The sequence below is a fragment of the Streptomyces sp. NBC_01498 genome, from assembly GCF_036327775.1.
In the GTDB taxonomy this organism is placed as follows: domain Bacteria; phylum Actinomycetota; class Actinomycetes; order Streptomycetales; family Streptomycetaceae; genus Streptomyces.
Genome location: NZ_CP109598.1, coordinates 4,529,172 through 4,549,844, shown reverse-complemented (window position 1 = coordinate 4,549,844; position 20,673 = coordinate 4,529,172). Strand labels below are relative to the sequence as shown.

Here is a 20,673-nt window from a genome sequence, read left to right as displayed (position 1 = left end):
GGCCTTACCCGGCCCTACCCGTCCAGTTCCTCGATCGTCGCCGTCGACGGCCCCCGCTCCGCCCGCAGCCCCCGCGCCACGTCCTCCGCCCCGCGCAGTGCCCGTACCGCGTTGTGCCAGGTGAGCTTGGACAGGTCCTCCGGCGACCAGCGGCGGGCGAAGAGTTCCGCGATCAGGTTCGGGTAGCCCGCCACGTCGTCCAGACCCTCCGGCGTGAACGCCGTGCCGTCGAAGTCGCCGCCGATGCCGATGTGGTCGATGCCCGCGACCTCGCGCATGTGGTCCAGGTGGTCGGCGACCGTCGCCGCCGTGGCCACCGGGCGCGGGCTGACCTCCTCGTACGCACGCTGGACGCGCATCCCCGCCTCCGTCGTGTCCAGCGGGTGCAGCCCCTGCGCGCGCATGTTCTCGTCGGCGGCCTCCGTCCAGGTGATCGCCTCGGGCAGGATGAACTTCGGTACGAAGGTGGCCATCGCCACCCCGCCGTTCGCGGGCAGCAGTTCCAGCACGTCGTCCGGGACGTTGCGCGGGTGGTCGCAGACCGCTCGCGAGGAGGAGTGCGAGAAGATCACCGGCGCGGCGCTCGTGGCGAGCGCGTCCCGCATGGTCGTCGCGGCCACGTGCGAGAGGTCGACCAGCATGCCGGCGCGGTTCATCTCGCGTACGACCTCGTGGCCGAAGGGCGACAGTCCGCCCACGCCCGGCTTGTCGGTCGCCGAGTCGGCCCACGGCAGGTTGTCGTTGTGCGTGAGCGTCATGTAGCGCACGCCCAGGGTGTGCAGGGCGCGCAGCGTGGCGAGGGAGTTGTTGATGGAGTGCCCGCCCTCGGCGCCCATCAGGGACGCGATCCGGCCGGCCCGGCGGGCGTTCTCCATGTCGTCGGCGGTGCGCGCGGCGACGAGGTCGGCGTAGCGGGTGATCAGGCGCCCGACGACGTCGATCTGTTCGAGGGTCGCGCTGACCGCCGAGTCGCCGGCCAGGTCGGACCGTACGTACACCGACCAGAACTGTGCCCCCACCCCGCCCGCCCGCAGGCGCGGGATGTCGGTGTGCAGATGCGCCGACTGGTCCTCGGCGATGTCACGGCGGTCGAGGTCGTAGCGGACCTGTTCGCGCAGCGCCCACGGCAGGTCGTTGTGCCCGTCGACCACGGGAAAGTCCTCAAGCAGCTCGCGCGCCTGCTCCAGATAGTCCTCGGTGCCCATCGCGGACCTCACTTCCCGAAGCCGAAGGAGTCGTGGCCGCTCACCTTGGCGCGCAGCCGCTTGCCCTTGTCGGTCGCCTGTTCGTTGAGCTGCCGCTGGAAGTCCGTCATACGGGACCGCAGTTCCGGGTCGTGGGCCGCGAGGATGCGCGCGGCCAGCAGCCCGGCGTTACGGGCTCCTCCTACGGAGACCGTCGCGACCGGCACGCCCGCCGGCATCTGCACGATCGACAGCAGCGAGTCCATGCCGTCCAGGTACTTCAGCGGTACGGGGACCCCGATCACCGGCAGCGGTGTGACCGAGGCCAGCATGCCCGGCAGATGGGCGGCGCCGCCCGCGCCCGCGACGATCGCCCGGAGCCCGCGTCCGGCGGCCTCCTCGCCGTACGCGATCATCTCGTGCGGCATCCGGTGCGCGGAGACGACGTCGACCTCGTACGGGATCTCGAACTCGTCGAGCGCCTGGGCGGCGGCCTCCATGACGGGCCAGTCGGAGTCCGACCCCATGACGACGCCGATGAGGGGAGAGCTCATGTGGTGATCGTTCCTCGGAGGTATCCGGCGGCGTGGCGGGCGCGCTCCAGCACGTCGGCCAGGTCGTCACCGTAGGTGTTGACGTGGCCGACCTTACGGCCGGGCTTCACGTCCTTGCCGTACATGTGGATCTTGAGCTGCGGGTCGTGGGCCATGCAGTGCAGATACGCCGCGTACATGTCGGGGTAGTCCCCGCCCAGCACGTTGCACATCACCGTCCAGGGCGCGCGCGGGCGCGGGTCGCCGAGGGGCAGGTCGAGCACGGCCCGTACGTGGTTGGCGAACTGCGAGGTGATCGCGCCGTCCTGGGTCCAGTGGCCCGAGTTGTGAGGGCGCATGGCCAATTCGTTGACGAGGATGCGGCCGTCGGCCGTCTCGAACAGCTCGACCGCCAGATGACCGACGACGCCCAGTTCGGCGGCGATCCGCAGCGCGAGCTGCTGCGCCTCGCCGGACAGCTCCTCGGAGAGGCCGGGCGCGGGCGCGATGACGGTGTCGCACACGCCGTCGACCTGGCGGGACTCCACGACGGGGTACGCGACGGCCTGGCCGTGCGGCGAACGCACGATGTTCGCGGCCAGCTCCCGGACGAAGTCGACCTTCTCCTCGGCGAGGACGGGGACCCCGGCCCGGAAGGGCTGCTCGGCGTCGTCCGCCGACCGGGCGACCCACACGCCCTTGCCGTCGTAGCCGCCGCGCACCGTCTTGAGGATCACGGGGAAGCCGCCGACCTCGTCGGCGAAGGCCGCGACGTCGGCGGCGTCGGTGACGACGCGATGGCGCGGGCAGGGCGCGCCCAGCTCGCTTAGCCGGGCGCGCATCACGCCCTTGTCCTGCGCGTGCACGAGGGCGTCGGGGCCGGGGCGTACGGCGACACCGTCCGCCTCCAGGGCGCGCAGGTGCTCGATCGGCACGTGCTCGTGGTCGAAGGTGATCACGTCGCAGCCGCGCGCGAAGGCGCGCAGGGTCTCCAGGTCGCGGTAGTCACCGACGACCACGTCGGCGACCACCTGCGCCGCGGAGTCCTGCGGGGTGTCGCTGAGAAGCTTGAATCTGAGGCCGAGGGGGATGCCCGCCTCGTGGGTCATACGGGCGAGCTGACCGCCGCCGACCATGCCGACTACCGGGAATGTCACGCATCCAGGGTATCCGCCGCCCGGACGGGGCCACACGAGCCGGGCCGGGCACCGTGGGAGACGGCCCGAGGCCGGGCCGGTGGTTAGAGTGGGCCGGTCGGCGCCGTGCCGGACTCTTCGTCCGCATTGGTCCGCCGACGCCGCCGCCACGCACCTGACGCACACATCTGACACACGCGCCCGACGCACGTACCTGACACACCCACCTGACGCACCCACACACCGACCGGACGGGGCTGAGCGAGACCATGACTGCCGCGCCTGCGCAGCGAGGGGCCCTGCGGGAACGGCTGTCCCTGCTCGCCCGCGAGATCGCCAAGTTCGGCACGGTCGGGGGCGTGGGGCTCCTGGTCAATCTGGCCGTCTTCAACCTCGTACGGCACACCACCGACCTCCAGGTGGTGCGGGCGAGCGTCCTGGCCACCGTCGTCGCGATCGCCTGCAACTACGTGGGCTTCCGCCACTTCGCGTACCGGGACCGGGACAAGAGCCGCCGTACCAAGGAACTGACGCTGTTCCTGCTGTTCAGCGCGGTCGGGCTGGTCATCGAGAACGGGGTGCTCTACACCGCGACGTACGGGTTCGGCTGGGACGGGCCGCTGCGGAGCAACGTGTTCAAGTTCCTCGGCATCGGCGTGGCGACGCTGTTCCGCTTCTGGTCGTACCGCACCTGGGTGTTCCGCAGGCTTCAGCCGGAACCGGACCGGGAGCCCGAGCCGACCGCCGCCGGCCGGGTCATCTGACGGTCCGCCTCGGCTCCTCGCGCTCCCGCACCTCACGGCTGAGGAACAGCGCGAAGACCGGCGGCTGCTGCTGGAGCAGTTCCAGCCGCCCGCCGTCCGCCTCCGCGAGGTCGCGGGCGACGGCGAGTCCGATGCCCGTGGAGTTGTGCCCGCTGATGGCGCGCTCGAAGATCCGCGCCCCGAGGTCCGGCGGCACGCCGGGCCCCTCGTCCGTCACCTCGATCACCGCCTGGTTGCCGGTGATCCGGTTGCGCAGGGCGACCGTGCCGCCGCCGTGCATGAGCGAGTTCTCGATGAGCGCGGCGAGGACCTGGGCGACCGCGCCGGGGGTGCCCACCGCCCGCATGTGCTGGGTACCGGAGCAGACGATCGCCCGCCCGGCGCTGCGGTAGGCGGGGCGCCACTCCTCGATCTGCTGCCGTACGACGTCGTCCAGGTCGAAGACGATGGCCGAGCCGGTGCGTACGTCGCGCGAGTTGGTGAGCAGCCGCTCCACGACGTCGGTGAGCCGCTCGACCTGGGTGAGCGCGATCGTCGCCTCGTCCTTGACCGTGTCGGGGTCGTCGGTGGTGGAGATCTCCTCCAGCCGCATGGAGAGCGCGGTCAGCGGCGTACGGAGCTGGTGGGAGGCGTCGGCGGCGAGCCGGCGCTCGGCGGTGAGCATCCGGGCGATCCGCTCGGCGCTGGCGTCGAGGACGTCCGCGACCCGGTCGAGTTCGGGCACGCCGTACCGCTTGTGGCGGGGGCGCGGGTCGCCGGAGCCGAGGCGTTCGGCGGTCTCGGCGAGGTCGGTGAGCGGGGAGGCGAGCTTGTTGGCCTGGCGTACGGCGAGCAGGACGGCGGCGATGACGGCGAGCAGCGCGACGGCGCCGATGATCAGGAGGGTGCGGCCGAGTTCGTCGGTGACGGCGGCGCTGGACTCCTCGACGGTGACGGTCTCGTTCTGTTCACCGTCCGCGCTGCCCCGGATGACGTCGCCCTCGGGGCGCTCGCCGATCTCGACGGTCGGGCGGCCGGGGATCTCGACCCTGGCGTACCGTCCGCCGTCGATCTGCTCCCGCAGGATCGCCTCGGTGACGCGCTCGCCGCCGATCAGCCGGCTGTCCACGATGCTGACCAGCCGTACGGCCTCCAGGTCCACGCTCTCCTGGGCGCTGGCGCTGATGGTGCGGCTCTCCACGATGACGAGCGAGAACCCGAAGACCCCGATGACGACGAGGACCACGGCGAGTGTGGAGTTGATCAGACGACGGCGCACTGTGCCCTACTTCTGTCCGGCCGGGGCGGGCCCGTACCTGGCGTGGCTGTTCTGCCGGAGCTCCGCCCGTACCGGCGTACGGCTTCCGCCTCAGCTCTTCTCGAAGCGGAACCCGACGCCCCGGACGGTCGCGATGTACCGGGGATTCGCGGCGTCGTCGCCGAGTTTCTTGCGCAGCCAGGAGATGTGCATGTCCAGGGTCTTCGTGGACGACCACCAGGTGGTGTCCCAGACCTCCCGCATCAGCTGGTCGCGGGTGACGACCCGGCCCGCGTCCCGGACGAGGACCCGCAGCAGGTCGAACTCCTTGGCGGTGAGCTGGAGTTCCTCCTCGCCCATCCAGGCCCGGTGCGACTCGACGTCGATACGGACGCCGTGCGTGGTGGGCGAGGCGGCCGGTTCGCTCGCGCCGCGCCGGAGCAGCGCCCGTACGCGGGCGAGCAGTTCCGCCAGCCGGAAGGGCTTGGTGACGTAGTCGTCGGCGCCGGCGTCGAGGCCGACCACCGTGTCCACCTCGTCGGCGCGGGCCGTCAGCACCAGCAGGGGCACGGAGTGGCCTTCGGCGCGGAGCCTGCGGGCCACTTCGAGGCCGTCCATGCCGGGCAGTCCGAGGTCGAGCACGACCAGGTCCACTCCGCCCTGGAGTCCGGCTTCGAGCGCGGAGGGACCGTCTTCGCGTACCTCCACCTCGTACCCCTCCCTGCGCAGGGCGCGGGCCAGGGGCTCCGAGATGGACGCGTCGTCCTCGGCGAGCAGTACACGGGTCATGAGGTGATGGTAGTCGGCGTGGCGCGGCGGCCGGGCAGCGATCGCCGATGGCCGGTGTAGTACCGATTGAGGGCCTTTGGCGTCTTGTGCGCCGAAGGCCCTCTTTCGCGTACCGGACTCACGCACCGACCGACGCACCCGACACAGGCACCCACACCGCGTGCCCGCCCCGCACCCCCGGCCATCCGACCCGCACCCCCGACCCACGCACCGAGCGAGCAAGGATCCACCCATGGCGTCCAGCCTGACCAAGGACTCCCCCGACCTGCCCGAGCGTCCCCCCGGCTCCGGCACCGGCCCCGGCACCACCCCCGAGAAGACCTTCTTCGGGCATCCGCGCGGACTGGCCACGCTCTTCATGACGGAGATGTGGGAACGCTTCAGCTTCTACGGCATGCGGGCGCTGCTCACCCTCTATCTGCTCTCCGGCGGCCCCGACGCGTCGACGGGCCTCCAGGGAGGCGGGCTGGGGCTGACCCTGGCCACCACCACGGCGGTCTACTCGATCTATCTGTCGATGGTGTATCTGCTGGCCATGCCCGGCGGCTGGCTCGGCGACCGGGTCTGGGGCCCGCGCCGTACGGTCACCGTCGCGGCCTGCACGATCATGGCGGGCCATCTGACGCTCGCGCTGCCGGGCGCCGGGACCTTCTTCGCCGGTCTCGCGCTGGTGGCGGTCGGCTCGGGGCTGCTGAAGGCCAACATCTCCACGATGGTCGGCCAGCTCTACGACGGCCCGGACGACCCGCGCCGCGACGGCGGCTTCACCCTCTTCTACATGGGCATCAACATCGGTGCCTTCTTCGCGCCGCTGGTCATCGGCACCGTCGGTGAGACGTACAGCTGGCACCTCGGTTTCGCGCTCGCGGCCCTCGGCATGGGGCTCGGTCTGCTCCAGTTCCTGCTCGGTACGAAGCATCTGTCCCCCGAGAGCGGCCGGGTCCCGACCCCGCTGTCGCGCGAGGAGCGGGCGCGCTGGCTGACGAGGGGCCTGAGCTGGCTGCTGGCCGTCTCGGTCTTCTACGGGGTCGTCGTCTTCACCGGCGCGTTCACCCTGAACTGGGCGATGGTCCCCCTGACCCTCGCGGGAGTGGCCATCCCGGCGGGGGTGCTGATCCGGATGAAGCGCGACCCGGACCTGTCACCGGCCGAGCGGGCGAGGATGTCCGCGTACATCTGGTTCTTCGTGGCCGCGGCGGTCTTCTGGATGATCTACGACCAGGGCGGCTCGACGGTCCAGGCGTTCGGTACGACGAAGACGGCGCACCAGGTCTTCGGGATCGGTTTCCCGACGTCCTGGTACCAGTCGCTGAACCCGGTGTTCATCATGGCGCTGGCCCCGGTGGCCGCCTGGTGCTGGCTGTGGCTGAACCGGCGGGGCAGGGAGCCGGGCACGGCCGTGAAGTTCGCGGCGGGGCTGGCGCTCGTCGGCGTCTCGTTCTTCTTCTTCCTGATCCCGCTGGTCCTGGCGGCGGACGGGGTCGCGGTCAGCCCGGTCTGGCTGGTCGGCGTCTATCTGATCCAGACCGTGGGCGAGCTGTGCGTCTCACCGGTCGGCCTGTCCGTGACCACGAAGATGGCTCCGGCCAAGTACGCCGGCCGGATGATGGGCGTGTGGTTCCTCGCGGTGACGGCGGGCGGCTCGGTGACGGGGATGCTCGCGATCGCCGGGGTCGGACTGAGCCGTACGGGGGTGGTCGCCGTGGAGGCGGCGCTGGCCACACTCGCGGGCTTCGCGATGTTCATGTACCGGGGGAAGGTGCGGGCGCTGATGGGTGAGGTGCGCTGACCTGCGGGGACGGGCGCGACGACGTACGCGTACGGCCGGGCCGCGGCGGGCCCGGTGCCGCGCCCTGCGGCACCCGGCTACTGCTCGGGAGCCGCCAGGACCGCCCAGACCGTCTTGCCGGGAGCTCCCGGCGTACGGGACACCCCCCAGTCCAGACAGAGCCGCTGCACGATGAACATCCCGTGCCCGCCGGGCCGCCCGGAGCGGTGCGGGGTACGGGGCGCGGGCTGGCCGCCGCCCCGGTCGGTGACTTCGAGGCGCAGGACCTTGGTGTCGGAGGAGACCCGCAGCGCCTCGGGGCCCTCGGCGTGCAGACAGGCGTTGGTGACCAGCTCGGAGACGACGAGCAGGACGTCCTCGGCGGCGGCGCGGCGGTCGGCGGTCTCGGCCGGCAGCCAGCCCCAGTCGTAGAGCGCCTGGCGGGTGAAGTCGCGAGCCATCGGGACGATGCCACTGGCGCTGCCCAACGCCAGGGTGCGTACCCGGCTTTCGGACCCGGCGGAGGGGGTACTCGCGCCGTCCGGCTCGGAGCCGAAGTCGCCCGGCGGAAACTGCCGGGTGGTGCTCATCAGCGCTTCACCTCACCGATTCACCAGATCGCGTATGAGTGGTTACATCCGTACCGAGAGTGCTCTGTCTGTCCCGACCGGCCCAGGGACTCTTCTGCCCGGCGTAATCGTGACAACACCCACAAGACCTACGTGGATGACGTGACACTTGCAACATGTGGTTCCCCCGGGGCGCTCGGGCGCCCCCGGGGTCACTCGGCAAGAGCTGCTTCCAGCGACTCGTGCACGGTGAAGACGGCGTCGGCCCCGGTGATCTCGAAGACGCGCGCGACCACCGGCTGCATCCCGGCCAGATGCACGGCCCCGTCGGCCGCCTCGGCCTTCAGACGGGCCCCGAGCAGGACGTTCAGCCCGGTCGAGTCACAGAATTCGAGCTGCGCGCAGTCGACCACGAGGCGGGTACGCCCCCGGTCGATCGCTTCTTCCAGGGGTACGCGCAACAGTTCGGCGGTGTGGTGATCAAGCTCACCCGCCGCTGTCACGACCTCGCTCCGGCCCTCGGTGCGAACCTCGACCTGAAGCCGGCCCCGGTTCGTGCTGCCGACCGTCTGGCGGTCCATGCCCGTCCGTCCCTCTTCTGCCATGTCGTGCGCCGTCGTCGGATGTCTCGGAAGTGTCGGATGTGGTCGCCCGCGACGTCGTGACCGTCCCGGCGATGGCGTCCCCCGGTGTGTCACGTGCCGCTGACGTTCGCCGAAACATTACGCCTTTCACACCTTCTCCGGTAGCCAATCCCCGACGCAATGGGGACATATGTGCGAAATGACACTTGCATGCGTCCGTACGGACCCGATAGGGCTAGTGGGGAACCACCGAACCGCCCGAGTACGACCCAGAAGTACGACCCCCACGAGTACGACCCCGACACGACCGGCCATGGAGGCGCCGCACACCGCAGCAGCGCGTATCGGCATCGGCAGCCATATGCCGAGAACGTATGGAGGAGACCCATGTCACCCCGGCTCGACGACTCGCGTACCCATGACGCGCCGTCGGCAATCCCGTCCCCCACCGCCGAGGCCGGTGCCACACCCGCCCCCCGACCCGGACCCGGACCCGGACCCGCACCCGCACCCGCACCCGCACCCGCACCCGCACTCCCGGCGCTCGACGACCTGCGGGAGTTCCCGCCCTTCGACGAGATGGGCGCGGTGGACGCCCGCGCCCTGTCCAGAACGCTGTTCGGACGCCTCGAAGACCTGGAAGAGGGCGGCCACGCACACGCGTATGTACGGAACACCCTGGTCGAGCTGAACCTCGCCCTGGTCAAGTTCGCCGCCTCCCGGTTCCGTTCGCGCAGCGAGCCCATGGAGGACATCGTCCAGGTCGGCACGATCGGCCTGATCAAGGCGATCGACCGGTTCGAGCTCAGCAGGGGCGTCGAGTTCCCCACCTTCGCGATGCCGACGATCATCGGCGAGATCAAGCGCTTCTTCCGCGACACGTCGTGGTCGGTGCGGGTACCGCGACGGCTCCAGGAACTCCGCCTCGAACTGGCCAGGGCGGGCGACGAGTTGTCCCAGTCGCTGGACCGCGCCCCGACGGTCGCCGAACTGGCCGACAGGCTCGGCATCACCCACGACGAGGTCGTGGAGGGGATGGCGGCGAGCAACGCGTACACCGCGAGTTCGCTGGACGCGCAGTCGGACGACGACGGCCCGGAGGGGTTGCTGTCCGACCGCATCGGCTACGAGGACCACGGGCTCGAAGGCATCGAGTACGTCGAGTCCCTGAAGCCCCTGATCGCCGAACTCCCGGCACGCGACCGCACCATCCTGTCGCTGCGCTTCTTCGCGAACATGACGCAGTCGGAGATCGGCGAGGAACTGGGCATCTCCCAGATGCACGTGTCCCGCCTGCTGTCCCGCACCCTGGTCCGGCTGCGGAAGGGCCTCACGGTCGAGGAGTGACAGCGCCCCGACGGCTTCGCTTGTGCGGCCCGGCTGCTCCCGACGACTGCCGGGCCGCACGGCGGCCGTGGACCGGCGACGCGAAGAGTATGCGGACGACGGCGCCGTCCCCGACGAGGAACACGTACGCCGGCTTCCGCCCGCGCCCGGGTCCGCCGGCCGGCCACGCGCGCGGCGGCCGGGCTGGCGGGCGGGCGGGCGACGGATCGAGCGGGTCGGCGAGGTGCGTCGGGGCCGCCCGGTGCGAGTGGGCCTCGCGCTCACCGAACGGCGAACCCGGGCCTCAGGCGGGCCCCTTGCCCGGCCACCGAACCCGGCACCCCGGCACCGGAACGCCTCGGAACGCGTGACCGCCGTCCGGTCGGCCCGTGCGACCGCAAATGGGTTTGCCGTCGGCGAATCGGTCCGATAGGAAGCGTGCATGCTACGCGGCGGCAAGGTCGGGCTCAGGGCCCGGCACGACGACGACATTCCGGTCCTTGAGGCCGAGCTCCACGGCGACGTGGCCAACGCCTCGCGGGCCGCCGCCGGGCCGTGGCGGCCGATCACACCCGGTTCCAAGCACGCGCAGTTCGTGGTGGACGACACGGAGGAAGGGAGCATCCCCTTCTCCGTGGTGGAGTCGGCCGGCGGCACGCTGATCGGCGCGGCGACCCTGTGGGGCATCGACACCCACAACCGGTCGGCGCACCTCGGACTGGGACTGCTGCCGGCCTCGCGCGGCAAGGGCTACGGCACCGACGTCGTCGCGGTGCTGTGCCACTACGGGTTCGTCGTACGAGGGCTGCACCGGCTCCAGATCGACACGCTCTCGGACAACACCCCGATGATGCGCTCCGCCGAACGCAACGGCTTCGTCCGCGAGGGCGTGCTGCGCTCCTCGGCCTGGGTGATGGGCGAGTTCCTGGACGAGGTACTGCTCGGGCTGCTCGCGCGGGACTGGAAGCCGTAGCGTTGCAGCTGCCACCACCACGCTTCGAGTTCCTGATACTCGGCGGCTTCCACGGGGACCGCGTACGGCGACTCCCGCGCGTGCGGCAGCGCGTCGGTGCGGGCGGCAAAAGGGGGTCGTTGACGGGACCGAATCCGACCGACCGTGGCAAGTCGGGATCGAAAATCCACCTGATCAACGACCGGAACGGACTTCCGCTGTCGCTGGGCATCTCCGGCGCCAACATGCACGACAGCCAGGGCCTGGGGCCGCTCGTGCGCGGCATTCCGCCCATCCGCTCCCGTCGTGGACCCCGCCGTCGGCGGCCCGGCAAACCGCATGCCGACAAGGGCTACGACTCCAACCACCTGCGCCGATGGCTGCGCAGTCGGGGTATCTCCCCCCATCCGCGCCGGCCGAGCCGTTCACTGGAGCCGATGCCTTTGCGGGCGATACGGACTCCGATCAGCTCAAACGGGCGAACGTGACCTGATGCGGCACCAGGTGCTGCCATGCTCCGCGTCCTGTCCGCATCAGCGCACCGCCTGAGCGGACGAGGGGGCGACGCCGCCGCGCGTGGTGAAGTTGATCATCCCGGCCCGTGGTGCTCCTTCCGTTCCCAGGTCGTGGTCCAGGGCCTCGCCCAGCCTGTTGCCACAGACGTCTTCGAGACGTTCGGAGACGACGAGGCGGTGCTCCCCGGCGCGCCACGGGTGACTCGGGATGAGCCGCGCCGTGGTTCCCTCCGGTGCGAGTGACACACGCGTCCCAACGACCTCTCCCGAAGGGGTCAGGACTCCGATCTCGTCCTGGCAGAGAGTGGCGTCCATCACCCTGTCGAAGTGCACGAGGAGGGGATCGAGACTCTCCGCTGTCGGGGAGACGAGACGCCAGTGGGTCTCGTCGACCGGCTCCAGCACTGGATCGCCTACGCGGAAGGTATGGCGCGCTGTGTGCCCGAGTGCCGTGACGATGAGGCTGTACATCCGCCCGACGACAAGCGCCGGTTCGTGGGACGGGTCTGCTCCGAGACCGCGTTTGATCCTTCCTGGCTCCATCAGGACTGTCAGGCGGCGCCCGTCGACGGACCAGAGCTCGTACGGCAGGACGAGGAAGGGGTCTGACACCACCTGTTCGTCCTCGTTCAGCAGCCAGAGGTGGTCACGATCGAAGTGCGCCTCTGCCGGCCTGGGAAAATGGAGGTAGAAACGCAGGGTGTTGGCGGGCAGGACCTCTGCTTGCGGAGAGATGCGGATGGGCACCTCCGGGGAAGTCGGCATCGGCATCTCAGGCGCACTCAACGTTGAAGCCCGCCTTTCACGCCGTCGCCTTGTGCGGGCTCTCGGCGCTCGGGAAATCCATCTCCACCCAGATCTTGTCCAGCCGCGCGGGGAGCGGGGCGACCATCAGGGTTTCCAGCGTCAGATCGCCGGTGTCCGCGTAGCGGGTCAGCGAGACGAAGAAGCGGTCGCTGAACAGGTCGGCCCGCAGCGACGATCCGACGAACATCACCTGCCTGCCGACCGGCCCGGCCGGCATGAAGGGGGATTGGTCGAACATCGGGCCCTCGGTCGGCCGGTTCCCGGGGGTGAAACCTTCGGCTGTGCGGATCCCGGAAAGCGGGACCACGACGGGGCCGCGACTGACATTGGTGATGAACAGCTTCTCTTCGTCCCCCTCGCGGTAGGCGACCATGCTGATGGGCTGGCCGTTGCCCATGTCGCCGATCGTCTTGCCCCTCACCTTCGCGCCGTGCGTCAGCTCCGAGACCGGAATGGTGACGAGCGGGCTGCACGCATAGGCGGCGATGAGGGTGTCCTCGCCGTCAATGGCGGCGAACTGCATGGCCCGGATCGGCGCACGCGTTTCGTACTGACCGTGGGCGAGGTGGTAGATCTCCAGTTGCGTCTCGCTGGCATCCCCGGTGAACGGGTAGGGGATCCGCCGCAGCGTGGAGGAGAACTCCTGGTTCGAGACGCCGGCGGCGAACACCTCTCCGGCGTGGAACTTCAGGTCCACGATCGTCATGGACCGCAGCGGCGTTCGCGCCTTCTCGTCGAAGTAGGCCGCCGGCGGCATGGGGAAAGTACCGGCCCGGGACTTGAACGTCTTGCCCTCGTCGGGAACGTCGGACAGCTGGTGCACCGTCACGTTCGACGAGGAGAGGTCGAACGGGCGGACCTCGCCGGCCAGCGAGACGCTCACGACCGCGGGCTCCAGGCGATCGCCGTTGCGCACCCCGACTGACAGGTACGGCTCGCGCGTCACCGGATGGACGGCCATCCCGTTCATCATTAGGTTCTTCGCCGTTACGCCCAGCGCTTCGGCGATCTTCTCGTCGATCGACTCGAAGAGGAAGGGATCGAGCGAGGCCGGAGCCCTGCCCCGGTCCGTCTCGAAGGCGAAGACGGCCCCGAGCTTGCTGTCGCCCACGAAGAGGACCCCGTCGGGGCCGAAGGTCAAAGCTCCCGCTGATTGCGGGGTGACTTGGTCGATCGTGTTCACAATGGCCTCCTCGCCGCTCTCAGCGGCGAACCACACCCGGCATATTTTGCAGGGTTCACTCCATTCTATGGCCCAAAATTGGAGTGTCAACTACAAAAATCCCGGACGCCCTGCGATGGACCTTTCATGCCAAGCCACACATTACGGTCACATTCGCCCGGTCGAGTTGCTCGGCCGGGCGTGTCAGGGCCCGCGAGATGGATGATGACGGGGCCAAGCGTCTGGCGCGGATCGCGCACCGGGGTACGGAGGCGCCCATGGGGCCGCACCTCCACGAAACGTGCCCGCTGCGATCAACGCTGCGGCGAGGCCGGACCGGCCGAGGGCCGTGGTCGACTCACCCCCGGCGCAGGCGCCCCCACTCACGTCAGGACAGAAGGAGAAGACTTCCAACCGGCCCATGGCGGCTGCGCAGCGGACTTGGCCCGGACAGACACGAAGACGAGCGCCCCGAGGGCGGCCAGACGGGCGGCGGCTCTGCCGGTGCCGCTGATAGCGCCGCCGATCAGGGCGGTGGAACCGGCCAGATCGGTGGTCACGAGAACCTCTCGCCGAGTGGAGCGAATACTCCAAACCGTTAACCGATGTATCTGGAGCGTCCACTCCATAAGCGGGTACGCTGCGTATATGGAGCAGTCGGCAGTCGAAGGCCAGACGGACGGCACAGGGCCGATGGGCGCGGTCGTCGAGGCCGGGCCGGCGCCGGCCCGGAAATTCACGGCGAAGGGTCTGGCAACCCGGGCTCGCATCGTCTCCGCCGCCGCTGAGCTGGTGTTCGCCCACGGAGTGGCCCGTACCGCTATCGAGGACGTTCAGCGGCAAGCGGGGGTCGGCGCGTCGCAGATGTATCACTACTTCACCGACAAGGACGACCTGATCCGGGCCGTGATCGCCCACCAGACCGACGGCATCCTGGCCGCCCAGCGACCCTGTCTCGACGAACTCGACAGCTTTGACACCCTTTATCGCTGGCGTGATCTACTCATCGACCTGCAAGAACAGCGCCACTGCGTCGGCGGCTGCCCCATCGGATCGATCGCGGCCGAGGTGGCCGACAACACCCCCCACGCACGAGCGGACCTCGTCGACAGCTTCGAACGCTGGGAGGCTCCGATCCGCGACGGCCTGGCCCGCATGCGCGCCCGAGGCGATCTACGCCCCGACACCGACACCGACACCCTCGCCCTCGCCCTGCTCGTCGCACTCCAGGGCGGCCTTCTCCTCACCCAGACCCGCCGCAACACCACCCCCCTGCGCACCGGTCTCGACACCGTCCTGGCCCACATCCGGACCTACGCGACCGAGCAGACGTCAGCGCCGTGAAGCTCGGCCGGGTGCTACTGATCCGCAATGAAGTCGCCAACTTCGGCCTCGGCCCGCATGGTGCGCCGTCGACTATTCAGCCGCCATCGCGGCATGTGGCGGAACACCACCGAGAGGCGGCCGAAGCGGGAGAACTTGGTCGGGTCGCACGACGCGCACCAACTAGCCTCAGCCACACGTCGACGCTCCACCGTCCACACCCGGCTGCGCTGTGGATCGGAATGCAGCTTCGGGATCGGCGGCGACTCTCGGAACGTGTCATGCATTCATGCATCTGCCGTGAGAGTCAGCTGATCTGGGGTCGGCCACCCGAGTAGAAAAGCCGAATGTTGTAAGTGCCCTCGTTCAACAGCCAGGGGTGAACGATGTATCGACGCGCTCCGCTCTGGTGCATCGGGTCGCTCTCGGCGATCCCAACTGCCTCTTCACGGGAGGACGCGCGGTAGACGAAGAGGCCATCGCCGTTCCACTGCTCCTCAGCGTCGTCAGCCAACGGCCCCGCGGCGAACATGATCCCTTCATTTTCCATGCGGGTCTGGTAGGCCACGTGGGGATCCAGATTCTTGAGTACCGGGCCGAGGCCATTGGTCGGTTCGGAAATCACAACATAGAGCCGGAGTGCCAGCAGGCCGTGCTCCTGAGACCAGGAAACGAGGTCACCCCACGGCATGCGGTGTTCGGTCATACGATCCTCCGGCTGATATTAGATTAGATGAGTCTTCGCACACCGCCTCGCGGAATATAGCGCAGCGGGCAGGCGCCGTACGCAACGCCGAAAATGGTGGTGAGCGATACCTTTTCACCGTTGACTTCGCCGCCGTGCCGATTTTTGCCGAGTTCCCCGCGGACCGTCGACGTCGGAGCCTGGGGGACGCCGGGTGCGGCCGTCTCCCTCGACCCGACGGCCAGTGGCCTGTCGCCGAATACGCCGACTGGCGCTGGAATTCCTGGCCGACGTGACCCGGGCACGAGTGGTGGCTCGCGAGCGGGTCACGGCCTGCCGACATCGCGAATAGTTCGACGGTCTGTTGTTGGGAAAACTGAGCGTCGTCTCTGCTGTTCTGGCGCACTTCGTGCTGGTGATCACGAGCGCCTGCGCTCGTTGATTCTCTTCACCGACGTGGCCGGCTTCATCTCAAGCCCGCGCCCCGACGGTGATCCGACCAGCCGTCGACTACTTGGAGGCGACGACGTCGACTGTGCGGATGTCTGGCGTGGAGGCGAGCAGGTCGGTGGCGACCTGGGTAATGGCTCGTGGCATCTGTCCCGCGAGGTGGGCGTCGCGGGCGTCGTTGGTCTCGAAGGTGTCGAACATGCCGTAGTGACTTTCGTTGATCTTGAACGCGTACCACGTGACGGTGCCCTGCTCGGCCAGCGCCAGTTCACGACCTTCTTGCAAAAATGCGGCCAGCTCGTCACCCTTGCCGGGCTTTGCTTCAAGGAGAGCGAGAACTCCGAGTCGGATTGTCATTTGTCGTTTTCCTGTTCTGGTGAGCTACTGCAATGGTTGTCCAGCCAGCCGTGGACTCAGCATTGGCCACGCATCGGCGGTAGGCCACGCAGGGAGCATTCGTTGCCGCACTACAGCGGGGGGCTCATCTTTTACGTGATCTACTCGCTGTCGATGTCCGTTGCCCGGCCCGGTACCTCCGAGAAACCAGCGACGTTTCGCCCGGGCCGACGGCATTCTGGCTGCAGCGTAACCCGTCCTCGCCGAACTCGACAGCTTTGACGCCCTCGATCGCCGACGCATTCTGCCTCATTGCCCCGACAGAGCAGCACGACTGTCCTGGCGGCCGCCCGACCGGATCACAGCCAGTACGGCAACGGTCTTTAGGAATTTCTTTTGGATCATCGTGCCGACCAGATATAGATGCCGGCAATGTGGAGTCAGGCGAGGCAGATGGTTGCGGTCTTGCCGTATCGAGTGCACGGGCCGCGCAATGGCTTTCAAGCGGTTGATGCACCGCTCGACGGTGCTGCGCTCCTTGTACGCCTGACGGTCGAAAACGGGCCGTCCGCCGCGGCGGATTCGGTGGTCACGTTGGTCGTCCGAGGCGGGGACGACCGCTCGGATGCCGCGCCTGCACAGGTGCTCGCGAATGGCGCGGGAGGAGTACGTCTTGCCCGGCCAGGACAGCGTCCCGCCGGGCAGGGCCGGCCCCACAGGCGGGGAAACGCGCAGACAGGACATCACGTCGGTGAAAGCCGCGGCGTGGTCGGTCTGCCCGGCGGGCAGCATCAGAGCGCGTGTCCCGGGAAACCGACTGGGTGGAGCCGAAGAGCGAAGACGGCCAGAACCCCGGGTGTCCCGTGGCCGTGCACTCGTGCCCTACGACTGAGCGATGGCCGTGTCCACCAGAACCTCGGCCGCGGCCCTTGCCTCATCGGCCAGCGACGGGTCTCGCTCTACATCGGCGCCGAGCCCCGATCCGTCGAAGAGCATGTGCAGCTGTCGGGCCAGGGACGCTGGATTCGCGACCCCGGCGTCGCGGGCGAGATCGGTGAACAATCCCCGGACCCATGCTCGGTACCTGGCGTTTTCCTGCTGGGCCGCACTTCCGGGAAGTGCCTCTGCGGTGGCCTTGATGAAGGCGCAGCCGTGAAAGTCCGGACTGCTGAAAACCGTTCCCAGAGTGGTGAAAACGTTCAGGATACGGTCGCGAGCAGTCGCTTGCGCCTCCACCCCACCCATGATCCGTTCGACGGTGGAGGTGTGCTGGAGGTCCAGGTATGCCCGGATCAGTTCGTCCTTGCTCCCGAACGTCTTGTACAGGCTGGCCTTGGCCACCCCGGCCTGTTCTATCACCCGGTCGATTCCGACCGTTTGGATGCCCTCTTCGTAGAACAGCCGATTCGCTGCCGCGAGCAATCGTTCACGGGCCGACGGCCTCGGCACCGAGTTAACTTCGCTCATCCGTCAGCATCCTTTCGATGACAGCGGCCCCGGGCCTCATTCAGCGCACATGCGGCTCGGCCAGCCTAACGAAGCAGGCAGACCGGTCTGACTATCCCCCGGGGAGGCTAGTCAAAGGACCATTCCGCCGTCAACTGCGAGGGTCGCGCCGTAGATGTAGGAGGCGTCGTCGGAGGCGAGGAAGGCGATGGCAGCGGCCACTTCCGCAGTCGTGCCGACACGGTCGGCCGGGGACCCCTTGGGAAAGTCGTGGACGGCCTCGCCAAATGCCTTGGTACTACCTTCGGTAAGGATCGCGCCGAGGCTGACGGTGTTGACCCGGACACCGCTGACGCCGTATTCGGCCGCCCACGACTTGGTGAGCAGACCCACCGCCGCCTTGGAGGAGCCGTAGGCGGCCGGCCCCACCGCGCCTTTCTCGGCGAAGGCCGTGGTGATGTTGATGATGGCACCGTGCCCGCGCTCAGCCATCAACGGAGCCAGCTCCGCGACCAGGAAAAAAGGAACCTTGACGTTCAGGTCGTATATGGCATCGAAGTCGGCCTCCGTGACACTGGCGGTCGGTCCGAGAATGTAGACGCCCGCGTTGTTGACGAGGATGTCGATCTCACCCGCCAGGGCCACCGCCTCGGCGGCGAGTGCCTTGGCGCTGGCGGCATCGTGCAGGTCAGCGACGAGGAAGTCGGCCTCACCCCCGACGGCCCTGATCTCAGCGACGGCCTTCTCGCCGCGCTCCACGTTACGGCCGGTGATCAGGACCCGGGCGCCGGAAGCGGCCAGGGTGCCGGCGGCGTCTCGACCGACGCCCTGGGTCGATCCGGTGATGAGGGCGGTCTTGCCGGTGAAATCGCTCATGGCGATACTCTCCAAACCTCGATAGTCAGACCGGTCGGTCTTCTGAGACCGAAGATAGACCGACAGGTCTGTTCCGTCAACGACCGGAGTCACGCCGTCCGGGAGGGGAAGGGTGGACAGCGCCCGGGACACGTTCTTCAAGCCCACCCGGACCGGTCCAACGCTCGCGCCTCAGTGATCCTCAGCACCCCGGGCGGGTGGATGTTGGACCCGCACTTGCGGTAGGCACCCGCCCGGTCCGAGGTCGCGTCAGGCAAACACCGAGGATGTCGGCGACCAAGAGGCCGTGACGCGCCCCAATCGGTACGGACGTCCATCTCCGCGCCGGCGTGGCCGCCTCTCGCCACTCGCTCGGTGGAAACCGCCGCGATCGGCCGGCCCCCGCCGGCGGTTGAACGCCGGCGGGGGCACGGTCACTCGGTCACGGTCTCGCGGCGGTGCCGTAGCCGTAGGTGGAGACGCGGTTTCCGGCCGGGTCGACCAGCGCCGCGCTGTCGCCCTTGTCGTTCCAGATGGGCCGGCCGCTGCCGTAGTTGAAGCCGCCCCACTCGGGGTGGACCTCGTTGGTGTAGACGCGGATGCGCCGGCCGGGCTGGAGGACGGTGCCGGGCGGGAAGGTGAAGTCCTGGCCGCGGTCGTCGGCGCCGAGGACGAAGCCGGAGATGTCACCGGGTGCGGTGCCCCGGTTGATGATCTCCACGTATTCGTCGGCCTGGGTGTACTTGACGTCGCCCTTGTACCGGACCGTGGTGATGGCGATGTCGGGCGCGCCGGTGCGGGCGAGCACGGCGACGATGTCCCCGCTGTTGGCGCCGTTCTCCGCGCTGATGAACTGGGTGACGATGTTGCCGCCCTGCTTGAAACCGGTGATGACGACCGCGTATTCGGTGCCGTCGATGGTCACGGTCTCGGGGGAGACGGTGGTCGGCAGATCGACGATGTCCTCGGGGTTGGGCCCGTCGTTGGGGGTCTCGTTGTGGCGGAAGCGGAAGCTGAAGTTCTTCGAGAGACCGGCCTCGAAGGCGACGCCGACCGACAGGTCGACCTCGAACCGGTTGACACCGTTGGACTGGATCGGGAAGTTCTGGTGGGTGAACGTCCCGATCACGAACTCGGTTCCGTCGGTGACGACATCCGTGGTGCTGCCGGTGAACACGTAACCGCTCTTGCCGCTGCCCGCGGGGATACCCCAGCGGACGTTGCTGGTGCTGAGCCCTTCGAGGTTCGGCGGGTTGGCGGTCATCGACGGCCACGTGCCGCTCGTGGTGACGGTGGACATGCGTCGGTCTCACTTCCGGTCGGGCAGACAGGGGCGGGACGGCCCCGGCTGCGGTCCACGCCCCCTTGAGGTGGCGCGACTACGAACCGTAGGAGGGTGGCGACGCTGTGTGGGAACGGCGGGGCGCCTTGGCCGAATAGCGCTTCCGTGGCCGGTCGGGAGCCCTTGACCGCCGACGCTCCCGCCCCGGACCTGTCCCACCTTGGCCCGGTCGGGCTGTCACGGGATGTTCGGAGCCAAGCTGACGGGCCGTCAAGACCGTTCCGCGCACCGCGAATTCATCCGTGCGAGTGAACTTCTCTGTCGTGCCGCCGGGACACGCGCGGACATCGGGAACCGGGAACGCTGGGACCGGGAACAGCGGGACCGGGAACGGTGCAACCGGGATCAGTTGGGACCGGGATCGATTGGGACCACGGACGCGGACTCAGTTCTTCTGGTCGTCGGTCGACCCGTAGTAGTCGTCCTTCGCCTTGTCCGTGTCGACCACGTCGTCCTCGGACCCGTAGTAATCGTCCTTCGCCTTGTCCGTGTCGACCACGTCGTCCTCGGACCCGTAGTAATCGTCCTTCGCCTTGTCCGTGTCGGCCACGTCGTCCTCGGACCCGTAGTAGCCGTCCTTGGCCTTGTCCGGGTCCGCGTTCTTGTCGGAGGACGTGCCGGTCCCGCCGCCGTCGGTGGAGTTCTCGACGCTCGTGGACGTCCCGGCGGGGCCGCACGCGGTCACGGTCGCGGTGAGCGCGGCGGCTGCCACGACGGCCAGAACGAGGCGGGCGGAACGGGCGGCGAGGCTCGGACGCATCGTGGTCTCCATCATCCGGGGGGCGGTCGCGGCGGTGTCCCGCCGGCCGCGCCAAACGTATGGCCGAATCGGTCCGGGAACGATCTCGCGAATGTCCGGGTTCCGTCCCGGCACCTCAGGGAGTCCATCCGTGAGGAATCGTCAACTCCG

At 68.9% G+C, this 20,673-nt stretch carries 22 protein-coding genes and 1 pseudogene; 6 read left to right on the top strand and 17 right to left on the bottom strand.

Annotation, left to right across the window (positions count from 1 at the left end):
- Positions 1 to 14: 14 nt before the first annotated feature.
- Genes OG875_RS19530 through OG875_RS19520 form a run of 3 tightly spaced genes read right to left on the bottom strand, consistent with a single transcriptional unit; the run spans position 15 to position 2,874 of the window.
- Positions 15 to 1,205 carry a dipeptidase gene (locus OG875_RS19530; protein WP_330175507.1) on the bottom strand — a complete coding sequence of 397 codons (1,191 nt, stop codon included), beginning with the start codon at positions 1,203 to 1,205 and terminating at the stop codon, positions 15 to 17.
- An 8-nt stretch (positions 1,206 to 1,213) separates the two neighbouring features.
- Positions 1,214 to 1,738: a 5-(carboxyamino)imidazole ribonucleotide mutase gene (gene purE, locus OG875_RS19525; protein ID WP_330175506.1), complete on the bottom strand. Its 525-nt coding sequence runs from the start codon at positions 1,736 to 1,738 to the stop codon at positions 1,214 to 1,216.
- Positions 1,735 to 2,874 (bottom strand): 5-(carboxyamino)imidazole ribonucleotide synthase, encoded by a 1,140-nt coding sequence (locus OG875_RS19520; protein WP_330175505.1) that lies wholly within the window; start codon positions 2,872 to 2,874, stop codon positions 1,735 to 1,737. Before OG875_RS19520 ends, purE begins: the two co-directional genes overlap by 4 nt.
- A 248-nt stretch (positions 2,875 to 3,122) precedes the next feature.
- Here OG875_RS19520 and OG875_RS19515 point away from each other — a divergent pair, with 248 nt between their 5' ends.
- Positions 3,123 to 3,617 (top strand): GtrA family protein, encoded by a 495-nt coding sequence (locus tag OG875_RS19515; protein WP_330175504.1) that lies wholly within the window; start codon positions 3,123 to 3,125, stop codon positions 3,615 to 3,617.
- On the opposite strand, the gene OG875_RS19510 is transcribed toward OG875_RS19515, so the two are convergent.
- Both OG875_RS19510 and OG875_RS19505 read right to left on the bottom strand, forming a co-directional pair.
- Positions 3,610 to 4,875, bottom strand: a complete 1,266-nt coding sequence (locus OG875_RS19510; RefSeq protein ID WP_330175503.1) for an ATP-binding protein — start codon at positions 4,873 to 4,875, stop codon at positions 3,610 to 3,612. The two genes, OG875_RS19515 and OG875_RS19510, sit on opposite strands and share 8 nt — an antisense overlap.
- A gap of 90 nt (positions 4,876 to 4,965) precedes the next feature.
- Positions 4,966 to 5,643: a response regulator transcription factor gene (locus OG875_RS19505; protein ID WP_330175502.1), complete on the bottom strand. Its 678-nt coding sequence runs from the start codon at positions 5,641 to 5,643 to the stop codon at positions 4,966 to 4,968.
- 232 nt (positions 5,644 to 5,875) lie between these two features.
- Here OG875_RS19505 and OG875_RS19500 point away from each other — a divergent pair, with 232 nt between their 5' ends.
- Positions 5,876 to 7,432 (top strand): peptide MFS transporter, encoded by a 1,557-nt coding sequence (locus tag OG875_RS19500; RefSeq protein ID WP_330175501.1) that lies wholly within the window; start codon positions 5,876 to 5,878, stop codon positions 7,430 to 7,432.
- A 77-nt stretch (positions 7,433 to 7,509) separates the two neighbouring features.
- Here the strand turns inward: OG875_RS19500 and OG875_RS19495 are convergent, their stop codons facing one another.
- Positions 7,510 to 8,001, bottom strand: a complete 492-nt coding sequence (locus OG875_RS19495; RefSeq protein WP_330175500.1) for an ATP-binding protein — start codon at positions 7,999 to 8,001, stop codon at positions 7,510 to 7,512.
- Positions 8,002 to 8,192: 191 nt separating this feature from the next.
- Entirely contained in the window at positions 8,193 to 8,561 is a 369-nt protein-coding gene (locus OG875_RS19490; protein ID WP_330175499.1) for an STAS domain-containing protein, read from the bottom strand.
- A gap of 390 nt (positions 8,562 to 8,951) precedes the next feature.
- Here OG875_RS19490 and OG875_RS19485 point away from each other — a divergent pair, with 390 nt between their 5' ends.
- The 3 genes and pseudogenes from OG875_RS19485 to OG875_RS19475 all read left to right on the top strand — a co-directional run.
- A complete protein-coding gene (locus tag OG875_RS19485; RefSeq protein ID WP_330175498.1) occupies positions 8,952 to 9,911 on the top strand; it encodes an RNA polymerase sigma factor SigF in 960 nt (319 codons plus the stop codon).
- Positions 9,912 to 10,332: 421 nt separating this feature from the next.
- Positions 10,333 to 10,863 (top strand): GNAT family N-acetyltransferase, encoded by a 531-nt coding sequence (locus OG875_RS19480; RefSeq protein ID WP_330175497.1) that lies wholly within the window; start codon positions 10,333 to 10,335, stop codon positions 10,861 to 10,863.
- A gap of 78 nt (positions 10,864 to 10,941) precedes the next feature.
- Positions 10,942 to 11,243, top strand: a pseudogene (locus OG875_RS19475) (transposase); the annotation flags it as partial.
- Positions 11,244 to 11,375: 132 nt separating this feature from the next.
- Here OG875_RS19475 and OG875_RS19470 read toward each other — a convergent pair.
- From OG875_RS19470 to OG875_RS19460, 3 genes are all read right to left on the bottom strand, one after another.
- Entirely contained in the window at positions 11,376 to 12,104 is a 729-nt protein-coding gene (locus tag OG875_RS19470; protein ID WP_330175496.1) for a hypothetical protein, read from the bottom strand.
- Between the two features lie 55 nt (positions 12,105 to 12,159).
- Positions 12,160 to 13,347, bottom strand: coding sequence for a hypothetical protein (locus OG875_RS19465; RefSeq protein WP_330175495.1), 1,188 nt, complete (start codon positions 13,345 to 13,347; stop codon positions 12,160 to 12,162).
- Positions 13,348 to 13,709: 362 nt separating this feature from the next.
- Positions 13,710 to 13,886, bottom strand: coding sequence for a hypothetical protein (locus OG875_RS19460; protein ID WP_330175494.1), 177 nt, complete (start codon positions 13,884 to 13,886; stop codon positions 13,710 to 13,712).
- Positions 13,887 to 13,974: 88 nt separating this feature from the next.
- Between OG875_RS19460 and OG875_RS19455 the strand changes: the two genes are divergently transcribed.
- Complete coding sequence (locus OG875_RS19455; RefSeq protein ID WP_330175493.1) at positions 13,975 to 14,670, top strand: TetR/AcrR family transcriptional regulator; 696 nt, start codon at positions 13,975 to 13,977, stop codon at positions 14,668 to 14,670.
- 286 nt (positions 14,671 to 14,956) lie between these two features.
- Here the strand turns inward: OG875_RS19455 and OG875_RS19450 are convergent, their stop codons facing one another.
- From OG875_RS19450 to OG875_RS19420, 7 genes are all read right to left on the bottom strand, one after another.
- Positions 14,957 to 15,355, bottom strand: coding sequence for a YciI family protein (locus OG875_RS19450; RefSeq protein WP_330175492.1), 399 nt, complete (start codon positions 15,353 to 15,355; stop codon positions 14,957 to 14,959).
- A 489-nt stretch (positions 15,356 to 15,844) separates the two neighbouring features.
- A complete protein-coding gene (locus OG875_RS19445) occupies positions 15,845 to 16,141 on the bottom strand; it encodes a putative quinol monooxygenase (RefSeq protein ID WP_330175491.1) in 297 nt (98 codons plus the stop codon).
- A 288-nt stretch (positions 16,142 to 16,429) separates the two neighbouring features.
- A complete protein-coding gene (locus OG875_RS19440) occupies positions 16,430 to 16,912 on the bottom strand; it encodes a hypothetical protein (protein WP_330175490.1) in 483 nt (160 codons plus the stop codon).
- Between the two features lie 90 nt (positions 16,913 to 17,002).
- Positions 17,003 to 17,587, bottom strand: a complete 585-nt coding sequence (locus OG875_RS19435) for a TetR/AcrR family transcriptional regulator (protein ID WP_330175489.1) — start codon at positions 17,585 to 17,587, stop codon at positions 17,003 to 17,005.
- A gap of 111 nt (positions 17,588 to 17,698) precedes the next feature.
- On the bottom strand, positions 17,699 to 18,442 hold the full coding sequence (locus tag OG875_RS19430) for an SDR family NAD(P)-dependent oxidoreductase (protein ID WP_330175488.1): 744 nt from the start codon (positions 18,440 to 18,442) through the stop codon (positions 17,699 to 17,701).
- Between the two features lie 421 nt (positions 18,443 to 18,863).
- Entirely contained in the window at positions 18,864 to 19,721 is an 858-nt protein-coding gene (locus tag OG875_RS19425) for a lamin tail domain-containing protein (protein ID WP_330175487.1), read from the bottom strand.
- A 427-nt stretch (positions 19,722 to 20,148) separates the two neighbouring features.
- The gene (locus OG875_RS19420; RefSeq protein ID WP_330175486.1) at positions 20,149 to 20,523 is read right to left on the bottom strand and encodes a hypothetical protein; all 375 of its coding nucleotides are present in this window, start codon (positions 20,521 to 20,523) and stop codon (positions 20,149 to 20,151) included.
- Positions 20,524 to 20,673: the final 150 nt, after the last annotated feature.

Excerpts from the sequence above, each read along its gene's own strand:
- OG875_RS19530 (WP_330175507.1), bottom strand. The coding sequence starts at position 1,205 with ATGGGCACCGAGGACTATCTGGAGCAGGCGCGCGAGCTGCTTGAGGAC.
- purE (WP_330175506.1), bottom strand. The coding sequence starts at position 1,738 with ATGAGCTCTCCCCTCATCGGCGTCGTCATGGGGTCGGACTCCGACTGG.
- OG875_RS19515 (WP_330175504.1), top strand. The coding sequence starts at position 3,123 with ATGACTGCCGCGCCTGCGCAGCGAGGGGCCCTGCGGGAACGGCTGTCC.
- OG875_RS19505 (WP_330175502.1), bottom strand. The coding sequence starts at position 5,643 with ATGACCCGTGTACTGCTCGCCGAGGACGACGCGTCCATCTCGGAGCCC.
- OG875_RS19500 (WP_330175501.1), top strand. The coding sequence starts at position 5,876 with ATGGCGTCCAGCCTGACCAAGGACTCCCCCGACCTGCCCGAGCGTCCC.
- OG875_RS19495 (WP_330175500.1), bottom strand. The coding sequence starts at position 8,001 with ATGAGCACCACCCGGCAGTTTCCGCCGGGCGACTTCGGCTCCGAGCCG.
- OG875_RS19490 (WP_330175499.1), bottom strand. The coding sequence starts at position 8,561 with ATGGACCGCCAGACGGTCGGCAGCACGAACCGGGGCCGGCTTCAGGTC.
- OG875_RS19485 (WP_330175498.1), top strand. The coding sequence starts at position 8,952 with ATGTCACCCCGGCTCGACGACTCGCGTACCCATGACGCGCCGTCGGCA.
- OG875_RS19480 (WP_330175497.1), top strand. The coding sequence starts at position 10,333 with ATGCTACGCGGCGGCAAGGTCGGGCTCAGGGCCCGGCACGACGACGAC.
- OG875_RS19455 (WP_330175493.1), top strand. The coding sequence starts at position 13,975 with ATGGAGCAGTCGGCAGTCGAAGGCCAGACGGACGGCACAGGGCCGATG.
- OG875_RS19450 (WP_330175492.1), bottom strand. The coding sequence starts at position 15,355 with ATGACCGAACACCGCATGCCGTGGGGTGACCTCGTTTCCTGGTCTCAG.
- OG875_RS19445 (WP_330175491.1), bottom strand. The coding sequence starts at position 16,141 with ATGACAATCCGACTCGGAGTTCTCGCTCTCCTTGAAGCAAAGCCCGGC.
- OG875_RS19440 (WP_330175490.1), bottom strand. The coding sequence starts at position 16,912 with ATGCTGCCCGCCGGGCAGACCGACCACGCCGCGGCTTTCACCGACGTG.
- OG875_RS19435 (WP_330175489.1), bottom strand. The coding sequence starts at position 17,587 with ATGAGCGAAGTTAACTCGGTGCCGAGGCCGTCGGCCCGTGAACGATTG.
- OG875_RS19430 (WP_330175488.1), bottom strand. The coding sequence starts at position 18,442 with ATGAGCGATTTCACCGGCAAGACCGCCCTCATCACCGGATCGACCCAG.
- OG875_RS19425 (WP_330175487.1), bottom strand. The coding sequence starts at position 19,721 with ATGTCCACCGTCACCACGAGCGGCACGTGGCCGTCGATGACCGCCAAC.
- OG875_RS19420 (WP_330175486.1), bottom strand. The coding sequence starts at position 20,523 with ATGCGTCCGAGCCTCGCCGCCCGTTCCGCCCGCCTCGTTCTGGCCGTC.